The sequence below is a fragment of the Mesorhizobium sp. M0983 genome (assembly GCF_040318975.1).
Classification (GTDB): Bacteria; Pseudomonadota; Alphaproteobacteria; order Rhizobiales; family Rhizobiaceae; genus Mesorhizobium.
This window is the reverse complement of sequence record NZ_JAMYNH010000001.1, coordinates 61,977-77,209: the sequence shown is the minus strand read 5'-3', so window position 1 is coordinate 77,209 and position 15,233 is coordinate 61,977. Positions and strand designations below refer to the sequence as shown.

19 protein-coding genes are annotated in these 15,233 nt (G+C 61.7%); 5 read left to right on the top strand and 14 right to left on the bottom strand.

The window, feature by feature from the left end; genetic code table 11:
• Positions 1 to 376: 376 nt before the first annotated feature.
• Positions 377 to 673, bottom strand: a complete 297-nt coding sequence (locus NKH71_RS00545) for a hypothetical protein (RefSeq protein ID WP_352788664.1) — start codon at positions 671 to 673, stop codon at positions 377 to 379.
• 171 nt (positions 674 to 844) lie between these two features.
• Here NKH71_RS00545 and NKH71_RS00540 point away from each other — a divergent pair, with 171 nt between their 5' ends.
• Positions 845 to 1,120: a hypothetical protein gene (locus NKH71_RS00540; protein ID WP_023723033.1), complete on the top strand. Its 276-nt coding sequence runs from the start codon at positions 845 to 847 to the stop codon at positions 1,118 to 1,120.
• Between the two features lie 63 nt (positions 1,121 to 1,183).
• Here NKH71_RS00540 and NKH71_RS00535 read toward each other — a convergent pair whose 3' ends face one another.
• The 6 genes from NKH71_RS00535 to NKH71_RS00510 all read right to left on the bottom strand — a co-directional run bounded on the left by NKH71_RS00535 (position 1,184) and on the right by NKH71_RS00510 (position 3,446).
• A complete protein-coding gene (locus NKH71_RS00535) occupies positions 1,184 to 1,483 on the bottom strand; it encodes a hypothetical protein (RefSeq protein WP_023723034.1) in 300 nt (99 codons plus the stop codon).
• A 171-nt stretch (positions 1,484 to 1,654) separates the two neighbouring features.
• Entirely contained in the window at positions 1,655 to 1,978 is a 324-nt protein-coding gene (locus NKH71_RS00530) for a hypothetical protein (RefSeq protein WP_036245970.1), read from the bottom strand.
• The gene (locus tag NKH71_RS00525) at positions 1,978 to 2,181 is read right to left on the bottom strand and encodes a hypothetical protein (RefSeq protein WP_023723036.1); all 204 of its coding nucleotides are present in this window, start codon (positions 2,179 to 2,181) and stop codon (positions 1,978 to 1,980) included. Before NKH71_RS00525 ends, NKH71_RS00530 begins: the two co-directional genes overlap by 1 nt.
• The gene (locus tag NKH71_RS00520; protein ID WP_023723037.1) at positions 2,166 to 2,435 is read right to left on the bottom strand and encodes a hypothetical protein; all 270 of its coding nucleotides are present in this window, start codon (positions 2,433 to 2,435) and stop codon (positions 2,166 to 2,168) included. The genes NKH71_RS00525 and NKH71_RS00520 overlap by 16 nt, the downstream gene beginning before the upstream one ends.
• On the bottom strand, positions 2,435 to 2,647 hold the full coding sequence (locus tag NKH71_RS00515) for a hypothetical protein (protein WP_352788666.1): 213 nt from the start codon (positions 2,645 to 2,647) through the stop codon (positions 2,435 to 2,437). The genes NKH71_RS00520 and NKH71_RS00515 overlap by 1 nt, the downstream gene beginning before the upstream one ends.
• A 1-nt stretch (position 2,648) precedes the next feature.
• Complete coding sequence (locus NKH71_RS00510) at positions 2,649 to 3,446, bottom strand: N-acetylmuramidase family protein (RefSeq protein WP_352788668.1); 798 nt, start codon at positions 3,444 to 3,446, stop codon at positions 2,649 to 2,651.
• 150 nt (positions 3,447 to 3,596) lie between these two features.
• Between NKH71_RS00510 and NKH71_RS00505 the strand changes: the two genes are divergently transcribed.
• The 4 genes from NKH71_RS00505 to NKH71_RS00490 all read left to right on the top strand — a co-directional run bounded on the left by NKH71_RS00505 (position 3,597) and on the right by NKH71_RS00490 (position 5,514).
• On the top strand, positions 3,597 to 3,782 hold the full coding sequence (locus tag NKH71_RS00505) for a hypothetical protein (RefSeq protein ID WP_023723040.1): 186 nt from the start codon (positions 3,597 to 3,599) through the stop codon (positions 3,780 to 3,782).
• A 497-nt stretch (positions 3,783 to 4,279) separates the two neighbouring features.
• Positions 4,280 to 4,447: a hypothetical protein gene (locus tag NKH71_RS00500; RefSeq protein WP_352589751.1), complete on the top strand. Its 168-nt coding sequence runs from the start codon at positions 4,280 to 4,282 to the stop codon at positions 4,445 to 4,447.
• Between the two features lie 159 nt (positions 4,448 to 4,606).
• Positions 4,607 to 4,780 (top strand): hypothetical protein, encoded by a 174-nt coding sequence (locus NKH71_RS00495; protein WP_352788670.1) that lies wholly within the window; start codon positions 4,607 to 4,609, stop codon positions 4,778 to 4,780.
• Between the two features lie 179 nt (positions 4,781 to 4,959).
• Positions 4,960 to 5,514 carry an acyltransferase gene (locus NKH71_RS00490; RefSeq protein WP_352788671.1) on the top strand — a complete coding sequence of 185 codons (555 nt, stop codon included), beginning with the start codon at positions 4,960 to 4,962 and terminating at the stop codon, positions 5,512 to 5,514.
• Here NKH71_RS00490 and NKH71_RS00485 read toward each other — a convergent pair.
• The 7 genes from NKH71_RS00485 to NKH71_RS00455 all read right to left on the bottom strand — a co-directional run bounded on the left by NKH71_RS00485 (position 5,497) and on the right by NKH71_RS00455 (position 15,101).
• Positions 5,497 to 6,210, bottom strand: a complete 714-nt coding sequence (locus tag NKH71_RS00485) for a class I SAM-dependent methyltransferase (protein WP_352788673.1) — start codon at positions 6,208 to 6,210, stop codon at positions 5,497 to 5,499. The genes NKH71_RS00490 and NKH71_RS00485 overlap by 18 nt on opposite strands.
• Positions 6,211 to 6,274: 64 nt before the next feature.
• Positions 6,275 to 9,487, bottom strand: coding sequence for an SGNH/GDSL hydrolase family protein (locus tag NKH71_RS00480; protein WP_352894113.1), 3,213 nt, complete (start codon positions 9,485 to 9,487; stop codon positions 6,275 to 6,277).
• A 152-nt stretch (positions 9,488 to 9,639) separates the two neighbouring features.
• The gene (locus NKH71_RS00475; protein WP_352788677.1) at positions 9,640 to 9,972 is read right to left on the bottom strand and encodes a hypothetical protein; all 333 of its coding nucleotides are present in this window, start codon (positions 9,970 to 9,972) and stop codon (positions 9,640 to 9,642) included.
• A gap of 1,001 nt (positions 9,973 to 10,973) precedes the next feature.
• Positions 10,974 to 11,414: a hypothetical protein gene (locus NKH71_RS00470; protein ID WP_023723056.1), complete on the bottom strand. Its 441-nt coding sequence runs from the start codon at positions 11,412 to 11,414 to the stop codon at positions 10,974 to 10,976.
• Entirely contained in the window at positions 11,414 to 13,942 is a 2,529-nt protein-coding gene (locus tag NKH71_RS00465) for a hypothetical protein (protein WP_352894110.1), read from the bottom strand. The genes NKH71_RS00470 and NKH71_RS00465 overlap by 1 nt, the downstream gene beginning before the upstream one ends.
• Positions 13,942 to 14,433, bottom strand: a complete 492-nt coding sequence (locus NKH71_RS00460; protein WP_352589734.1) for a hypothetical protein — start codon at positions 14,431 to 14,433, stop codon at positions 13,942 to 13,944. Before NKH71_RS00460 ends, NKH71_RS00465 begins: the two co-directional genes overlap by 1 nt.
• A gap of 2 nt (positions 14,434 to 14,435) precedes the next feature.
• Positions 14,436 to 15,101: a hypothetical protein gene (locus NKH71_RS00455; protein ID WP_352589731.1), complete on the bottom strand. Its 666-nt coding sequence runs from the start codon at positions 15,099 to 15,101 to the stop codon at positions 14,436 to 14,438.
• Positions 15,102 to 15,233: the final 132 nt, after the last annotated feature.

The window sequence follows — 15,233 nt, the reverse complement described above, 5'->3', positions numbered from 1 at the left end:
CGTCTACTCCTGTTGTTACGGGCCTCGCCTTTACGGTTGCGACGCGGCATTCCGGTCGAAGCGGCGAACCCTCTAGGCAAACGCCCAGGCCACCTTGTTGTTCCGTAAGTGGCGGCTAATCGAATAGCGGTGAAGTGCCCGTGCGGTGCGGCGAATGGACTGCGGATGAACTGCGGTGGCCCGCGTCGCAAGACGCGGGCCGATCGGTTTCCCGATCAGCAGCGATACCGGAGGGGGTGATATCGGCTGCGTCTAAAACAACATTTAGGACAAGCTAATGTTCCTAGGCGACTGCAACAAACCTGCCGGCTCGAGCGGCGCGGCGTTACCGCCCGTCGCAGCCCATGGGCAGCCTCTGTGGCAGCAATTGAAGCGGCTACTGCTTGGGCGGCTGTGGCGGCACCTCGCCAGGCTTGATCACCGGGGTCCTGCCCTCATCCGGCGGCGGCGACGCCATGCCCTGATCGCCCGTTGGCGGCGGCTTCAGCACCCCACCGCATGGCTCGAGCGTATCGGACAAATTGTTGCCGGCCGGCTTCTGCTGCTGGCTGTTCTTGTCCGGCGGCTCGACCTTGCAGCGGTCGGATTGCGACTGTTCGCCCGGCTGCGCGGACGCTGGCACCGCCAGCACCAGCGCGCCTAGCATGTACGGCAAGAAAATGAGCGGTCTCATGTCGAGCTCCTTTCGCGCCAGGATCGTCTGACTTGTGAAGGCAGGCAGGCGCGATTGGTTCCGTCGTGCGGCAATGCGCCCGGACCGCAGTGTCCCGGGAACCGGCCACCAGACTTATGAGTTCAACCATTGAGCCAGTTCAGGTGCCACCGACATTATGGAGAACCAGCGATGGAACCGCGCAGGAAAGAACGAACCGACGACGAGACCGAGAGCCCGACGATCCAGCAGCAGGACTGGGACGCCATCCGGAGCGGGAGAATTCTCCCAGACGGCGTGCCGCAAAACGGCGACATCCGTTACGACGTCGAGAAAGACGGCGAACTGCCGGAGGAGGATGACGATAACGCTTACCAGGAAAGCGACGAGGCGTTGCCGGACGATACCGATGAACGCGTTATTTCACGCGATCTCGCACGCGAAGGTGGTCCTTTCGACGAAGAATGAGCCACCGCCTTTCGCACTGCCCTCGCTGTCCGCGTCGGCGGCCGGATGAAAAAGCCCCTGCTTTCAATTCGGGAGGTCGAAGACCGGCTCCTGGCAGCGATAGACCAGACATTGACCGTCACGCGTCTTGATATAAGCGACGCGCGGCATCTGCGGCCAGTCGCATTCATTGCCGAATTGGCGCACGTATCGGTCGTAGGTGTTCCGTCCGGTGGTCAGCACCACCGAGCGGTGCCTCTGGATCAGAAGCTGTGTCTGTTCGCACGTCATCGCGCGGCTGTCCGGCCGGGCATGGGCCGTCGCGGCAAACAGAAGCGCCCCGGCTGTCAGGACTGCCGCTTGTGTCAGGACTCTGGCAAGCATGACACCATCTCCCGTGAGGCCTAAAGCGTATCTTGGTTTCGCAAGCGCCGGATCGAGCCGCCCTCGCAGAGAAAAGATCGTACAGATTGCCAGGGAAAATGCAAAAGCCCGCCGCACCTTTCGGCGCCGCGGGCTTCAACTGAACGTCACTCTTTTGTCAGCTTGGGCGGCTTACTCCTCCTTCACCGGCCCGAACCGGCGCACGATCACCTCGAAGACGATATCCGAGATCCACATCGCCGAGACGCCGATGAGGAACGCGGCGGCGAGCGTCGTGGTGTCGTCGTCCGGAGAAGGAATGGGCAGGCCGGCGGCGCGGAAATAATGCACGACCGGCAGCGTCAGATAGGCCGCCGCCAGCGCGCCGCAGATCGGCGAGGCCACCATTTCGCGGACCTTGTAGCGATGACGCGACAAAGCCCGCAAAATACCGCCGGAAAGGCCGGCGACCAGCACCGGCGCCTTGATGCCCAGAACGTCGAGCAGCTCATGCATCATGGCGTCCACCCACACCATCTGGCACCCTGCCCGTTGAAGGCGTTCATCTCGTCGAGCTCGGGCCGGGTCACGGCGGCGACGATGGCCGCCGATGGCCGGCGCGGCTGGTTGTGGTCGCACCAGACCTGGCGCGGATTGCCGGCCGGCGCGGTTGTCGTGCAGCCGGCGAGCACCAGGCAGAGGATCAGCGCTTTGCCCATTTCCCAGCCTCCGCTCGTGCTGCCGCATCGGTCATGCCGGCCGCCTTGCGCTCTTCTGCGGCGGCCTCGCGGTTCATTTCGAGGCGATCTTCTCCGGCCGCGACTTTTGCCTCGGCCTGTTTGGCCGCCTCCTTCTTCGCCCGGTTGATGCCGCCCGCAACATAAAGGCCGATGCCGCCGGCCACAGCAGCGAATATCGTCATGACGAGCTTGTTGCCGATGATGGCGCCGAGAATGGCGAGGAGTGCGGCCATCACAAATCCTCCGCGCGGCGGCGGCGAAGGAACTCGGTCAAAACGCCGTTGACCACAAGAAACCAGGGGAACCATTCCCCCGGAATGATCGGCGAAAGAACCTGCGGGTCGACATAGGTGACGATGCTCGCGATGACGCCGATGGCCGCCTGAAACCGCGCCCAGAATATTGTCTCGCTGTCGCAGAAAAAGCTCTTGATCCGGGTCCACATGTCATTTCCTTCCAAACAGTTTGAGGATGGCTGATAGTTTCAGGACGGCGGCGATCAGCGCTGCCCAGAAGCCGGGCTTGGCGACAGCCACAGGAGGCGCAGAGGGCGCGGCGGCCGGCGGTAGAACGGCAATCGGTTTTGCTGACTCTGGCGGAGCTGCGGGGACGACCGCCGATGACACCGGACCGGCAGACGGCCACGGCGTGTCCTTGATGCGCGACCATTTGCGATAGGCCTCGGCAAGCCTGGTATCGTAGGAGCTCTTGCGATAGCCAGGGCCGTTGTAGCCCTTGGCGAATCCCGCCCAGTCGTGATTGCGCAAATTGTCGTCGAGCCGCTTCTCGACGATGAAATCGATCGCCGCGCCGAGTTGCAGTGCCTCGTCCGCCATCATAGCCTCGGCCATCGCCTGCACGGTAAGAAAGCCGGCCGCCTTGAAATTCTCGCCGAGAACCTGGCCCCAGCCCCATGAGGCCGATTTGAGCGCCGCGGTTTCGTCGATCGCACAAGCTGCCCTGAGCCGTGGGTAGCTATCCCTGGGATAGGGCTTCTCGCCCCACTTCGGATAGGCGAGACCGGCGGCTACCGCTTGTGCCCGCTTGGCACCCGACAGGTTGCGGTAGAAGACGTGCGGTTCGAACAGGATGACCGGCCGGCCAACGGCGTCGAAGCCGTGCCCGCTGGTTTCAACATCGAGGAACGCGTGGATCTCGTCCTCGCCGACGCCGATCCGGGCGCCGAGTTTCGGCAAGTCTATGTCATCGAGGCGCCTCGCGGCGCCCTTGAATGAAAGGTCCATGGGCAGTCCTTTCCGCCCTTGTGGGCAGGTTTTGAGGTTGAAAAACGGATGCGTGGCGGCAAAGCAGAATTGGGCGGCAGCGCGTGCCGATGTGGCAAGGAAGGTTGATGTTTTCGACCCGCCGTGTGAAATGGGCGCGGGATGGTGCACATGCCTGATGATGAACAAACCGCTGCGGCGCGCTGGTCGGTGAGGTCCGAGCTCCGCGCCGTCGGTCGCGACAAGCCGCTGCTCGCGGTGCTGGCAGCGATCCTCTGCCTTTATTGTGCGTTTATCGCCGGACCGATCGTCTATGCGGTGCTGGCCATCAACGGCATTGCGGATTTCTTCAAATAGAGCCGGTTCCGGCGATCTCGCGCCGGTCCGGCGCGCTGTATCGGCCCCGAAATTGCTCGGCCTGGATGAAATTGCTTAGCCGGGATGAAACTGTTCGCGTATGTCGTTCGTACCTGTAGGGGGTGCGGGAGGACACGTGACGATAAGAATCAGACTCCCAGGCGGGACTTTGAAGATCAAGAAAAGGGACGAGCTGCGGCGCCGCGAGCAGAATCGCGAGGTGCCGGTTTGGCAGGTCGGCAATTACTTCGTCATCTGGTGGCCGAGCGGCATGTCCGATCGCCCATCCTCGCCCAGAAAATCCTCGCCCAGGAAATAGCCCGCGCACCGACGATCCCCGACCGGGCACTGGCGCCTCCGTGCGGGATCAGGAACCGCCGCGCGCCAAACCTCCGAAGACCGCTCGCCAAATCCCAAAAATAGTCAGCGGGCGGGCGTTGACTCTTCCGTGACGGAAGGTCTCTTGTGCTGCTTTGCACAATGGGGCGGCAGAATCGATGGCGGTGCGTATCAGGATGCCTGGCGGCACGCTGAAGGTGAAAGTATACCGCGAATTGCGCGATCGCGAACGCGCCCGCCGCATACCCGTCGTCAGGCTCGGCCGGGTCTATTTCACCTGGTGGTCGAACCGCCAGCGCCTGATTGACGATCAGTCGCCAGGATGAAGCTCCTTTCGTCCAGGCCTGCCCGCCCGGCACCGCGAAGCCTCCGCCGGCCAGCGCGCAAAATAAGTTGATGATGCCGCTGTTGACTCTTCCGTAACGGAAGGTCTCTACTTACCGCATTGCACACAATTGCTGCGTTGCACAACGGGAGTTGGACCGATGGCAGTGCGTATCAGATTGCCGGGCGGCACTCTGAAGATGAAGACCTATCGTGAGTTGCGGGCCCGGGAACGCGACCGCCGCGTGCCTGTGATGAAGATGGGCTCGCTGTATTTTGTCTGGTGGTCGAAAGGCCAGGAATCTCACGAGAAGCCGCAGGACAGCAGGCGCTAGCCGCTGGCGGCGGCGGACGCAGTTTCGGTGACGGCGAAGATCTTGCCTTGTGAACTCGCTACTTTCCCGCTGCGCTGGATGCTTGCACTCTCGCTTGACAGTGCTCATTGGTTGACAGCGCGATTTAGATAATCCAGACCGGTCGCACATCGCTATCTCGTTTCGGGCAAAACCAATAAATGCGTTTCGTGCCACCGTTCTTGCAGCGCTTAGCCGGCATCAAGGCCGGTGCCGGCACGAAGATGGACCTGCGCAGCGTACACACCGCTCGGCGCGGCCGTCACTCCATCGGCGAACGTTGCATCTTAAGCTCGTATTTTTCGTTCGACCGGCCTGACGCGCAGATCGTTATCGGAAATGGAACCTACATCGGCAAGAGCCATCTAGTGGCAGCAGACCGCATCGAGATCGGGAATGACGTGATCATAAGTTGGGGGACAACGATTGTTGACCACAACGCCCATGCAACAGCATGGCAAAATCGGACGGCTGACGTCGCTGACTGGCATCAGGGCAAGAAGGACTGGACGAATATCACAATGGCGCCGGTGAAAATTGAAGACAACGTCTTCATCGGCTTCAATGTTATCATTCTCAAAGGTGTGACGATCGGCAGAGGGGCTGTCGTCGGTGCGGGATCTGTAGTGACCAAAGACGTGCCCCCCTTGACTATGGTCGGGGGCAATCCAGCAAAACCTATTGGCGCGAAAAATCCATCAGCTGGTCGAGCATAGTGCCCCAGCCATGTAGGCCATGCTGCGCATCGCGGTTTTGGGTGCGATTTTCAACGACCCCGTTCGGATTTGGTGCTTTAGCCAACCTTTTGAGCGGCCCGCCAGATACTGCTCATAGGGCAAGCTTTGGCCAAAAGCCTTTAGCCGTTCGACCTTTAGCCCGGATGTTTTGAGAAGGTTTTTAAACGTCTGGATCGTGTAGAAGTTGATATGCCCAAACGGCCCCGACATCCGAATGGCTTTGCTAAGATCTCGCGTATGTTCCAAAGGCACTTCGATATAGAGCTTCTTGCAAACCCGAGCCGCCTCCCTCAGAAACATCCGTTCGTGCTCGACATGCTCGACCACGTGGATTGCCAATCCCAGGTCGAAGGACTTGTCGGGATGGGGGATGTGATATCCGTCAAAACGCAAGACGCTTTTGAGATTGGGAATTTTCCGCGAGTTGATCGCCTCGATACCCGAAGAAGAAATCTCGACCACCGCCAAGGTCTTTCCGATCCCACGCTTGTTGAGTTTGTCCAGCACGGCGCCTTCGCCGCCGCCGATATCGAGTATCGTGTCGAAGATTTCGCCTTGGACAAAGTCTTCGACGTGGTCGACTGACTGAACAGAAGCAATCTCGCGTTTCGCGTGCACCTTGTCGCCGGCATAGTAGTCATCGTATATCGCAATAATGCTGTCGGCGTTGGCCATGGCACTGGGCTCCCCTTCGGGGAAACCCTGCCATAACCCACGAACCGCGTCCAGTGTCGACTAGTTATCCCCTTTCCGCGACGTGTTCGATGAAGCGCTGCGCGTTGCCGTCATGGCCGGCATCGTTGAAATGCAAACCCTCTTGGTAGTTGCCCGAGCTAATATAGTCGAACCCATCAATCGGGATGCTCAGCACATTGCGGGACCTATAGGCCTGACGGATTGCGCCGAGGGCGGCATCGTAGGTACGGCCTGACGTGTAGCTTGCATCCCATGCCGCCGATGGCCGCGTGGGCGGCATCACGATGATGCGGGGAGCCAAGGCCGCTTCCAGCGTGTTGAGGATCGTCGCGATGGTGGACGAAATGGACGATGGCGCAGTGCCAAAGCTATCGTTGATGCCGAGCGCCAGAACCGGCACGATCTTGCCACCGGCATAACCACATTGAACAATGGCAGAGGTAAGACGCGCCGTATTGTAGGACGAGAAGGTAAAGCTCCCATGTGCCGCGCGCAGCGTGCGCAAACGTGCGCGCGAAGCAGTTGCCTTTATGCCAAGCCGGATAAGCCCGGTGATCTCGACCGGCCCGCCAACCGTTGTAAGAGTGTAATTGCCACTCGCGGCCTGCCCGGTAAGCGACGGTCCAGAAAACTGGTCAAGCACCAGAGCCCCGGCAGCATTGACCGTCTTGTAGGCCGCGCCACCGTTAAAGGCGAAGGCAAGCGAGCCCTGGCCGGCGTCCTGAGTATAGTGCACGTCGACCTGTTCATAGGCGCCGGTGAACGTGAGAGACGCGCCGGCCGCCAAGATGATGCTTTCGCCGATCGGCCCGCGCGTTCCGGTCGAGACGGTTCCAGCAGCCGTGACGCCATAGAAAGCCGGCGTATAGCTGGAAGAGGGCCGCAAAGCGGTCATGCCCGGCTCGTCGGCAGCGATGCCGATGTTGGCGAAACTGGTGACATGGTTGAACCAGTGCTTCGGCCCATCGCTGGCAAGCGCCCAAAGACCGATGCTGTCCGCGATCAGACAAAGCACGTCATTGTTGGCGATGTGTTCCGCCATCTTCGCCCGAAAGCCATCGTACAGATTCTGCAGCGACGGCCGACTTGGGATGAAGAACCGGCGCCCGCCGACAGATGGCTTTCCGGGTCCCCAAAATCCATCGCCGGTTGCGGGCATTGCAGTCAGCGCGAAACTGCCGTGATCGACATAGGGTTGCGGATGCTGCGCCGCGGCGGCCGCAAAAATTGCGGTGGCGTCAGAGACGCCGGTGTGATCGGCATCCTTCAACAAGCCGATGCCGGCGGCCGCCGCCCCATTGGTCGTTGGCGGATTTAAGGCGCGCGAGACATCGGCGATGATGCCAGTCTTGATCGTGAATGAAACCTCGAAACGGTGCGCCCCTTGCTCGATGACGGCTGCGCCATTCGACAGTGCTCCCGATTTCACCCACGCTCGAATGCCGAGCGGATTACTGTTCGCCTGATATTTGTAGCCGCCACCACTGATCGCTGGATATTGCCCGACCGCAATCGGAATGCCGAGCGATAGCTTGGCGACGCCATTCAACAAGTCGACGGGCGTGGTGCTAATCACATTGACGGTGGGGCCAGCCGCAATATCAACAACGTGGATCTTGGCAGCGCCGTTGGCTGCGGCTCCGACATTAACTTCAGTGATGTAGCCACTGACTGAAGACGGGATTTCAGGGATGACGCTGTAGCTAGCCGGTGTATCCGTCCCCGTGTTGACCAGCGTTGGCCATCCGATCATCTGCGTGGTGCCGATCGCCTGATTAATGCCGGCAAGTGCCGCCGCAGCCGCGCGTGCTTTGCCGGCTACTTCGCCGCTAAAGGTTGCCCTCCATTGTGGACCATTTATCGCGCTTATAGTCTTGACCATGTGCGACCCAGGAATTGCCCCTGTGAACCACTCGACTTCGCCGTTCGGAATTGCCCCGGCAGTGTAGTACCAGCTGCCAGCACCAGTGCGTTGGACGCCCATGACACTGCCGGCAGGCTTCAGGATCGCGAGCCCCGAAACAACTGACGACGGGCCGGCTGGAGCGGATATCGTCTGCTCGGAAACCAGGCTAAGCGTCCCGTCGGCCTCAACGTGGGCTAAGACGATATGTGCTGTCCCCGGCACGGCGCCAAATCCAAGCTCCAGCGTCGACAGATATTCATCGACAGCCGACAGCGACCCTGGCCAGAAAAAGACGTTGTCGTTGGCAACGACCGTGCCGCCGACAGAACCAGTGATTGGGACTGGCCCCACAGTCCGTGAGCTGATCAGGGCAATTTCCGCCGGTGACGCGCGAATGCCGGTGTCGACGGCAATCGGGCCTGCCCCGACGCTGTACAGCCCCACAATGCCGGCGCTGACCTCCGTCCAGAAATACTCGCCGACATCGACATTCCTGCCCATTACCGCCACCGCCGCTGCGCCGGCCAGCCCCGCCGACGCCGCAAAGCTCAACGTCGGCGCCACCGTGTAGGAGCCCGGCGCCGTGATCAGTATCTGCGTCAGCGCCCCGCCGGCCACCACGAAGCGGCCGGCGGCGCCCGAACCGGTGCCGCCGGCAAACGCCAGGTCGAACGTGCCATTGGCGCCGCCCGAGCCTGCCGTGATCGCACCATTGCCGACGACGCCGAAGCCGATTGCCGCCGCAGTCGTCGGGAAAATGCCCTTGCCGTAGAACGAAGCGTCGCGTGCGGCCTGGGCGCTGACGACGGCCGCCGCGGCGGCGACGGCATCGGAATTGGTGGCAGCCCGGTCGGCCGTGGTTTGGCTGGCATTCGCGGCGGAAGCGGCTGCGCTGGCCGATGCCTGGCCGGCGCTGGTTTCCGCAGCATCCTTCAAGGCCTGGGTTTCATCGCGCAGCGCTTCGACCTCTTCGACTACGTCGGCGATGTCGGGCGGAACGGATGCGGCGATGGTGATGGCATCGGCGCCGACGGCCGGCTCGTCGGCCGTGAATTCGAACACGCGGTCGGCATTGACCGACCCGATCTGGGTGTGAACGGTCGTGCCCTTCTGCAGGGTGCGCGTCGTGCGGGCGTCGGCGGCACGGAACCAGTCGCCTGCGCTCGCCGTGTAGATGCCGTTTTGCGTCGGGTCGGCCTGGTCCTTGACCAGCACGCGGTCGCCGATTTCGGCCGGCACGCCGTCGATGGCCTGCAGGCCGTGCAGGAGGATGCCGGCCGTGGTTGCGAGGCGCACGGGTTCGCGTTCGCCGGTCAGGAGACGAACGGCGGCAGTTGCAGGTCGGGACATGAGGGGTTGCTCCATAAAAAAGCCCCGCATAAGCGAGGCTGGAAGGGGTTCGGTGCTGGCGGTGGGAAATCTAAGCTAGCCTGCCGGACACCGCGTTATCCGGCGCGGCAGGCACGGACGATTTTGCGGACAGCGAGCAACGCGGTCCAGGCCTATAGCAATCCGCCAACAAGCCTTCTTGTGCCGCCGATCGCCGCCAGCCCGCAGGCCATGCCGGCGCAGTCAGCGACCCAGTCGAGGATATCCATATCGCGCGCGATCAGCTGCACGCCCTGAAGCAGCTCGATCGCCGCGCCGGTAATGGCGAGGAGCACGACCAGCCTCGTCTTGTGTTCCGGCCAGCCGAGGCTTCCGAGCGCCGCCAGCACAGCGAACGCCGCGGCGTGGTTGAGCTTGTCATGGTGGAAGGTGAAGCCCATGTCCAACTCCTGCAGGAAGCGCACCGGCGAAAGCGCGAGCAGGAGAACACCGGCCAAGGTAAGCAAAAAAGCGATCCTTGCCATGGTCGCAAAAGAGTCGGTACGCAACAGGTCAATCCTTCATCTGAAACAGGGGGCGATCCAAAAGGCACCGCCAACTGACCGCTCTGCGGTTAGCGGGCCATAAGCCAGCATCGTGAAAGCACTAAAAGATTAGTATAGCTGGTTGAACCAAGCTGCTTTGCCGCGGCTCTTTGCGATCGAAGTCTGGGCAATGCGCCTGCTTGCTGCTCGAGTTCGGGGCTTGCCGATGATCACCGCACGGTAGAACCTTTAGCTAGCTGCCGGCGCTTGCAGAGAAGCGCCGATACATCACTTCGGAAGTAACGGAAGCACATTCTCATCAAGGAACTTGAGACGGCTACCCACATTTCGGCGTTGGCTGGGCTAGCCGGCACATCGACCGGGATTAGATCCGCCACCGGGTCCCCTCGTCGCGCAGCTTCGACCCACTCTTCCATGGCGCCGACATATCCATCCAGCGCCTCGTATGGAGTCTTGGCGTCCTCACAAGTCAGGTATGTCGGAGGCACATCGCCTACGATCACCCATACTCACGGATCCACTTCCGGCCTGCCAGGTACAATCTCGAAAAGGAAAATATATATTATGCCGTCGGCCCCATACCCAAGATATTCTCCCTTGATGTCTGAAACCAGTCATAAAACTCAAGATATTTTCGGGCTTCCAGACGTGCAGCATCAAGCTCTTCATCGCCTGTGCTTTTGTCAGCCGACGGCAAGCGGGTGACGCTAGTCAAGTCGGGTTTGACGTCGCTACAATTTCGCTCGACCACTTGTGTTCCCTTTCATTTCTTGCTTGAGCCATCTTCTTCTTGCCCAGCGAGCATAGTCTCCTGCATCGCTATGGTGTTTAATATGATCTGCTCTCGCACGATGCGTGCCCCCGGTCGGCCAGCGCTTTCTCGTGAGACACATCCATATTCAGCGCTGCACAGGCTTGTCGCGAGTGCGCTGCACGGCTCTACCGGAATGGGCTCGCAAAGCTCAACGCTGCTCATGCCAAATGTCGAACGGCTTGATGGTAGCTGAAGGGAGACCTCGTTCATCAAACACATCGAAGACTCGCTCTGATAAGACGAGGTCAAGGTTCTTGGCGATGCCGAAGTCATCGTGACCCGCCTTCCCGCTCACCTTCAGCCACACGAAAGATGGAAGCTCTACCTCGGGCTGCTGTTCGCGAAAATCTTCGGACGTTATGACTTCAACAGGGGCGAATGCCGCTCCGGTGAAGCCGATTTCTGACAATGCGTGCGCGGCCTCTTCCGTCACGAGGAAACATGGAAAGCTTGTTATAAGAACATCACCGATCCATCCCTCCATCTGGTACACAAGCTTGCTCACGATAGGAGGGTGGACACTGGTATCCATGACAGTGCCGTCGCCCAATCCGCCGGCCACATCGGGCAGAATGTCAAAGTATCTCATCAGTCACCTATTGGTAGATAGAACAAATGTCCATACTTCTTGTCGATTTCCGTAACATAGTCAAGGACATTCTGGCGAGTAGCATGAGGGTTTTTCTTATAGAAATATTCCCACTCGTTCCGAATGACCTTCTGGTGCAAATTTATGTCGAACTCGTTCCGGATTCCACGAAGATTCTCGATTGAATGCAGCTCTTGCTCTGCAAAAAGCCCGGGATACCTTTTAAAAACTCCCTGCTCGACGCCATGATGCACTATATAGTCGCTTTTGTTGAGACTAGGATTCGCGTCGAAAAAGGTTTTTCGATAGTCCTTGGATGGAGCCCACCCAACCTTCGCCCCGGCATGTTTAACTTTGGACGTATCCCTAGCAAGCATCGCACCTAGTAACGCGGTATCAAAGGCACTATCGGACATTTCACCGGCTCGCGTCTTCCGGCGTGGGATTGGTGGCGAGACCGAGCGCGCAAGCGCTTGCTGGTGCCTAAGGGTTTCGGCATCGACCCCACGAACAAGTGCCTCGCCGCCTTCGACTAGGTCAGTCGGCCGCCTCGAAAATATTGAGAGTTTCTCTACCCAGGGCTTGGCAATCTTCGCCGCGGCGCGTTCCAGGGCCACCACCGCCAACCTATCGCCAGGAATTGCGCCCGCGGCATTGAGCAGTGTTTGGTCGTAGTTGCCTTCCAGCGCTGCATTTCCAGCCTTCTCCAGTGCAAATGACGTCCCCAACGGCGTGAAGTCGGCCACCGAGATGCTGTCTTCGCCAAGCCCATCGGAGCCCACGAGTTTTTGCGCGAGAAGACGCCATAGGCTCCCCCGCTCACTGTCGCCGGCTATCAATCTCCCGAGCCACTCTTGATTCGTCGGTAAGTAGTTGGTGAGTTCCGCGTTTGATACCGATCGTCCTGGCTCGACAGTGTTGGCTAAATCGAGCAGCATCATCGGGTCGACTACAGCTGCCCGGACCGACCTGTCCGCGATGCTGTTGTCCGTTTGGGACGCGCTGGTCTGAAACAGGTGGCTCAGCACCGCTTCGCGCGCGGCTTGATTCGGTAGCGCGGCGAACACATTGCGCAGCTCTGCGGTCTGGTGTTGCGGCTGGGCCTTGAGTCTGCCGACAATGTCCTCAGCGACAGAGTTGGGTAGCGGCTGGGCGGTCTCAAAACCCAACTGTTGCTGGGCGGCGATGGAGCCAATGATCGCCGCCCGATAGTCTCCCGGCTTCGACAGGTTGCTCCAGGCCGCATCAAGGTTCGCGAATGCCTCGCGGACATAGCCGCCCGGATCGGCCTGCCTGGCCTTGAACGTCAGGTCCGCGGCGGCGGCGATAGCGTCATGGCGTGCCTTGTCCACTTCCGGCGTTGAACTATCTGCGGTGGGGTCGGCGTCCTTGACCATGGCCCGCACGGCGTTATTCGACAGGTCGCGCATGCCGTGGAATTGGCGATTAACCTCAACGGTCCTGTTGAACGCCTCGAAGCGCCCGGCGCCTTCGGTAGCGCCATAGAGAGCGACGAATTGTTCCGGCGTTGGGATCGGGCCGGAATAGGTTCCACTGTCCCTGATGTCGGCCGGCGCATTCTGCTCGGCCAGGATAATGTTTGTGCGTTTTTCGACTTGCCGCATCGCGTCGGCGGCTCGGGCCTGCTGGACCAACCCTGGCCGCTCTTCGGGGGCAATGTCGTCCCCAAAGGCCTGCGCCGACCTTTGGTCCGGCGTAAGCTTGCCTACCCGGTCACGGAGCGAAGCCGGTGCGGCAGTTCCATCCGCCGGAGGCCCACTCACAGCCTCGACGGTATCGTCCTTGGTCTTGCCGTCCGTTGCGGCCAACACCGCCCCCAGCATCTCGGCAGCGCGCTTCGGATCCTGGGCGATCATCGCCTGGACGAGCGCCTTTGCCGCGTTGCTGCGCCAGGCAGCCTCGGCCGCTTGCCGGGCCACCGGGCTGCCCATCTTGCCGATCAGTTCGAGCCCGCTCCGCCTGATCGCCTCGAATGTGTCGCTGTCGTCCGGGTCGCCCTGCGCGATGGCGCTTGTGTAGCCGTGCTCGACCTTGGTCCACTCGGCCTGCTCGTAGTTCTGGCGGCGCGCGTGCTGCTGCGCGGCCATGCGCGCCGAGCCGGCGAGCCGCAACGCCTGCTTTTGCGCGAGGAAATTGGCGCGTTCGCCCTCCGGCACTTTCGCCACAGTGTCGTCGAAGATCTGGTCGAACAGGCCGGGCTTGGCGACGCCGTCGCTGTGCGGATCGAGCTGGCCATACATGAAGTCGTGCAGGCCGCCGCCGTCGGCCGGCGCGGTCTGCACGGCCACGGCCTCGGCGTGGGCGATGCGTGCGTTCAGCTCGCGGCCGATAATGTCGGCGTCGAACGCATCCTGCTGCTTCTGCTGCTGCCGAAAGCGCTCGGCCACCGCCGAGAGCTCGTCGCCAAAGCCTTGCATGGCCGCGCCCACCGGCGAGCCGTTCGGATAGGAGGCCACAGTGCCGGTATCGAGCCGGCGCTGGGCAAGCTGGAGCGGGATGGTGGCCATCAGTAGAGGCCTCCGCCCGGCGCCGGCGGGAAGGCGCTTCTGCCGAACGTCACCGCCTTGGCCGGGTCGTAGAGCCCGGAGATGCCCGATACGAGATTGCCGCCGGCCTTGAAGATCGAGGCGCCCACCGCCTGCCTGCCGGAAAAGCGCGCGATCGCCGCCTGCGTGCCGAGACCGTTCTGGCGCAGCTGCGAGCCGTACTGGATCGCCTTGAGGTCGAGCTGGCCCTGCCTGGCATTGGCGGCCAGCACCTCGGTCGGCGAGCCCGCCATGGCGACGCCCGAAGCGCCGGCCTGGGCACGCGCCTGCGCCTGCAGCAGGTCCTGCTTATGGCGCTCCTGGCCCTGCTCGAAGGCGGAGCTTTGAGCGTCGGCCCGCGCCTGCTGTTCATAGGCTTTGGCCTGGTAGTCGGCCATCTGCCTGGACTGCTGGCCTTCCGCCAGCGCGCCGCCGACGGAAAGCGCCGTGCCGATAAGAGCTAGTGTGCACATGGTCAGCCTCGTTCGCCGGCGGGAATGAATTTGCTTTTGATGCCGTTGACCGGCGCGCCGATCGAAGGCCGCCGGTCGAGCACGCCGCCGGGGCTGAGGAAGGACAAAAGCAGCCGGTCGGCCTGGATCGCCGGGCGACTGAGCCGCGTGGGTGCTGTGGCCCGCGGGCCGGCCATGGCCGTGCGCCGGATGGTGGTCAGGTTGACTTTGACCCCGGCGGCGCCGTCGGACACGCCGTTGGCGGCGGTGACGGCGCGGCTCAAGGCATCGGCCGCGAACAGCTCCTGGCGCAGTTGCTCGATCAGCCAGTGGACCGTGCGCCAGCGCTCGCCGAGAGCCTCGGCGTTTGTCCTGACCTCGTCGCCGTGCGGCGGCGTGTCAGCGCAGGGTTCGGCGGGGGGTTCGTCCAGGGGGGCGCCAACGCGGCGCTCGTCCGCGTCCTCGATGGTTTTCTCGATCAGCGCAATTTCAGCGGTGCAGTCGTCCAATGCGGCACGCGCCGCCGTCAAATTGCCGGCGCCGAAGATCGCGTGAAACTTTTCCGTTTCCAGCTCGCCCTTGCGGGCGATCGCATTGTTGAGGTCGGTGTCGAGCAAGGCGATGACGGCGGCAAAATCGGCAGCCGTCCGCGCCCTGCCGAGGTCTTCGGCATGGGGGAGTTGGGTCACTGGAGAATTTCCTTCTTGAGGGAGGACATCGCAGCTGCCAATCTCCCCCCTTGTGGGGGGAGATGCGCGGCAGGGCAGAGGGGGGCGCGAAGGATCGCGGCTTTACCTAACTGCGGTCAGGCCAGAATGGAT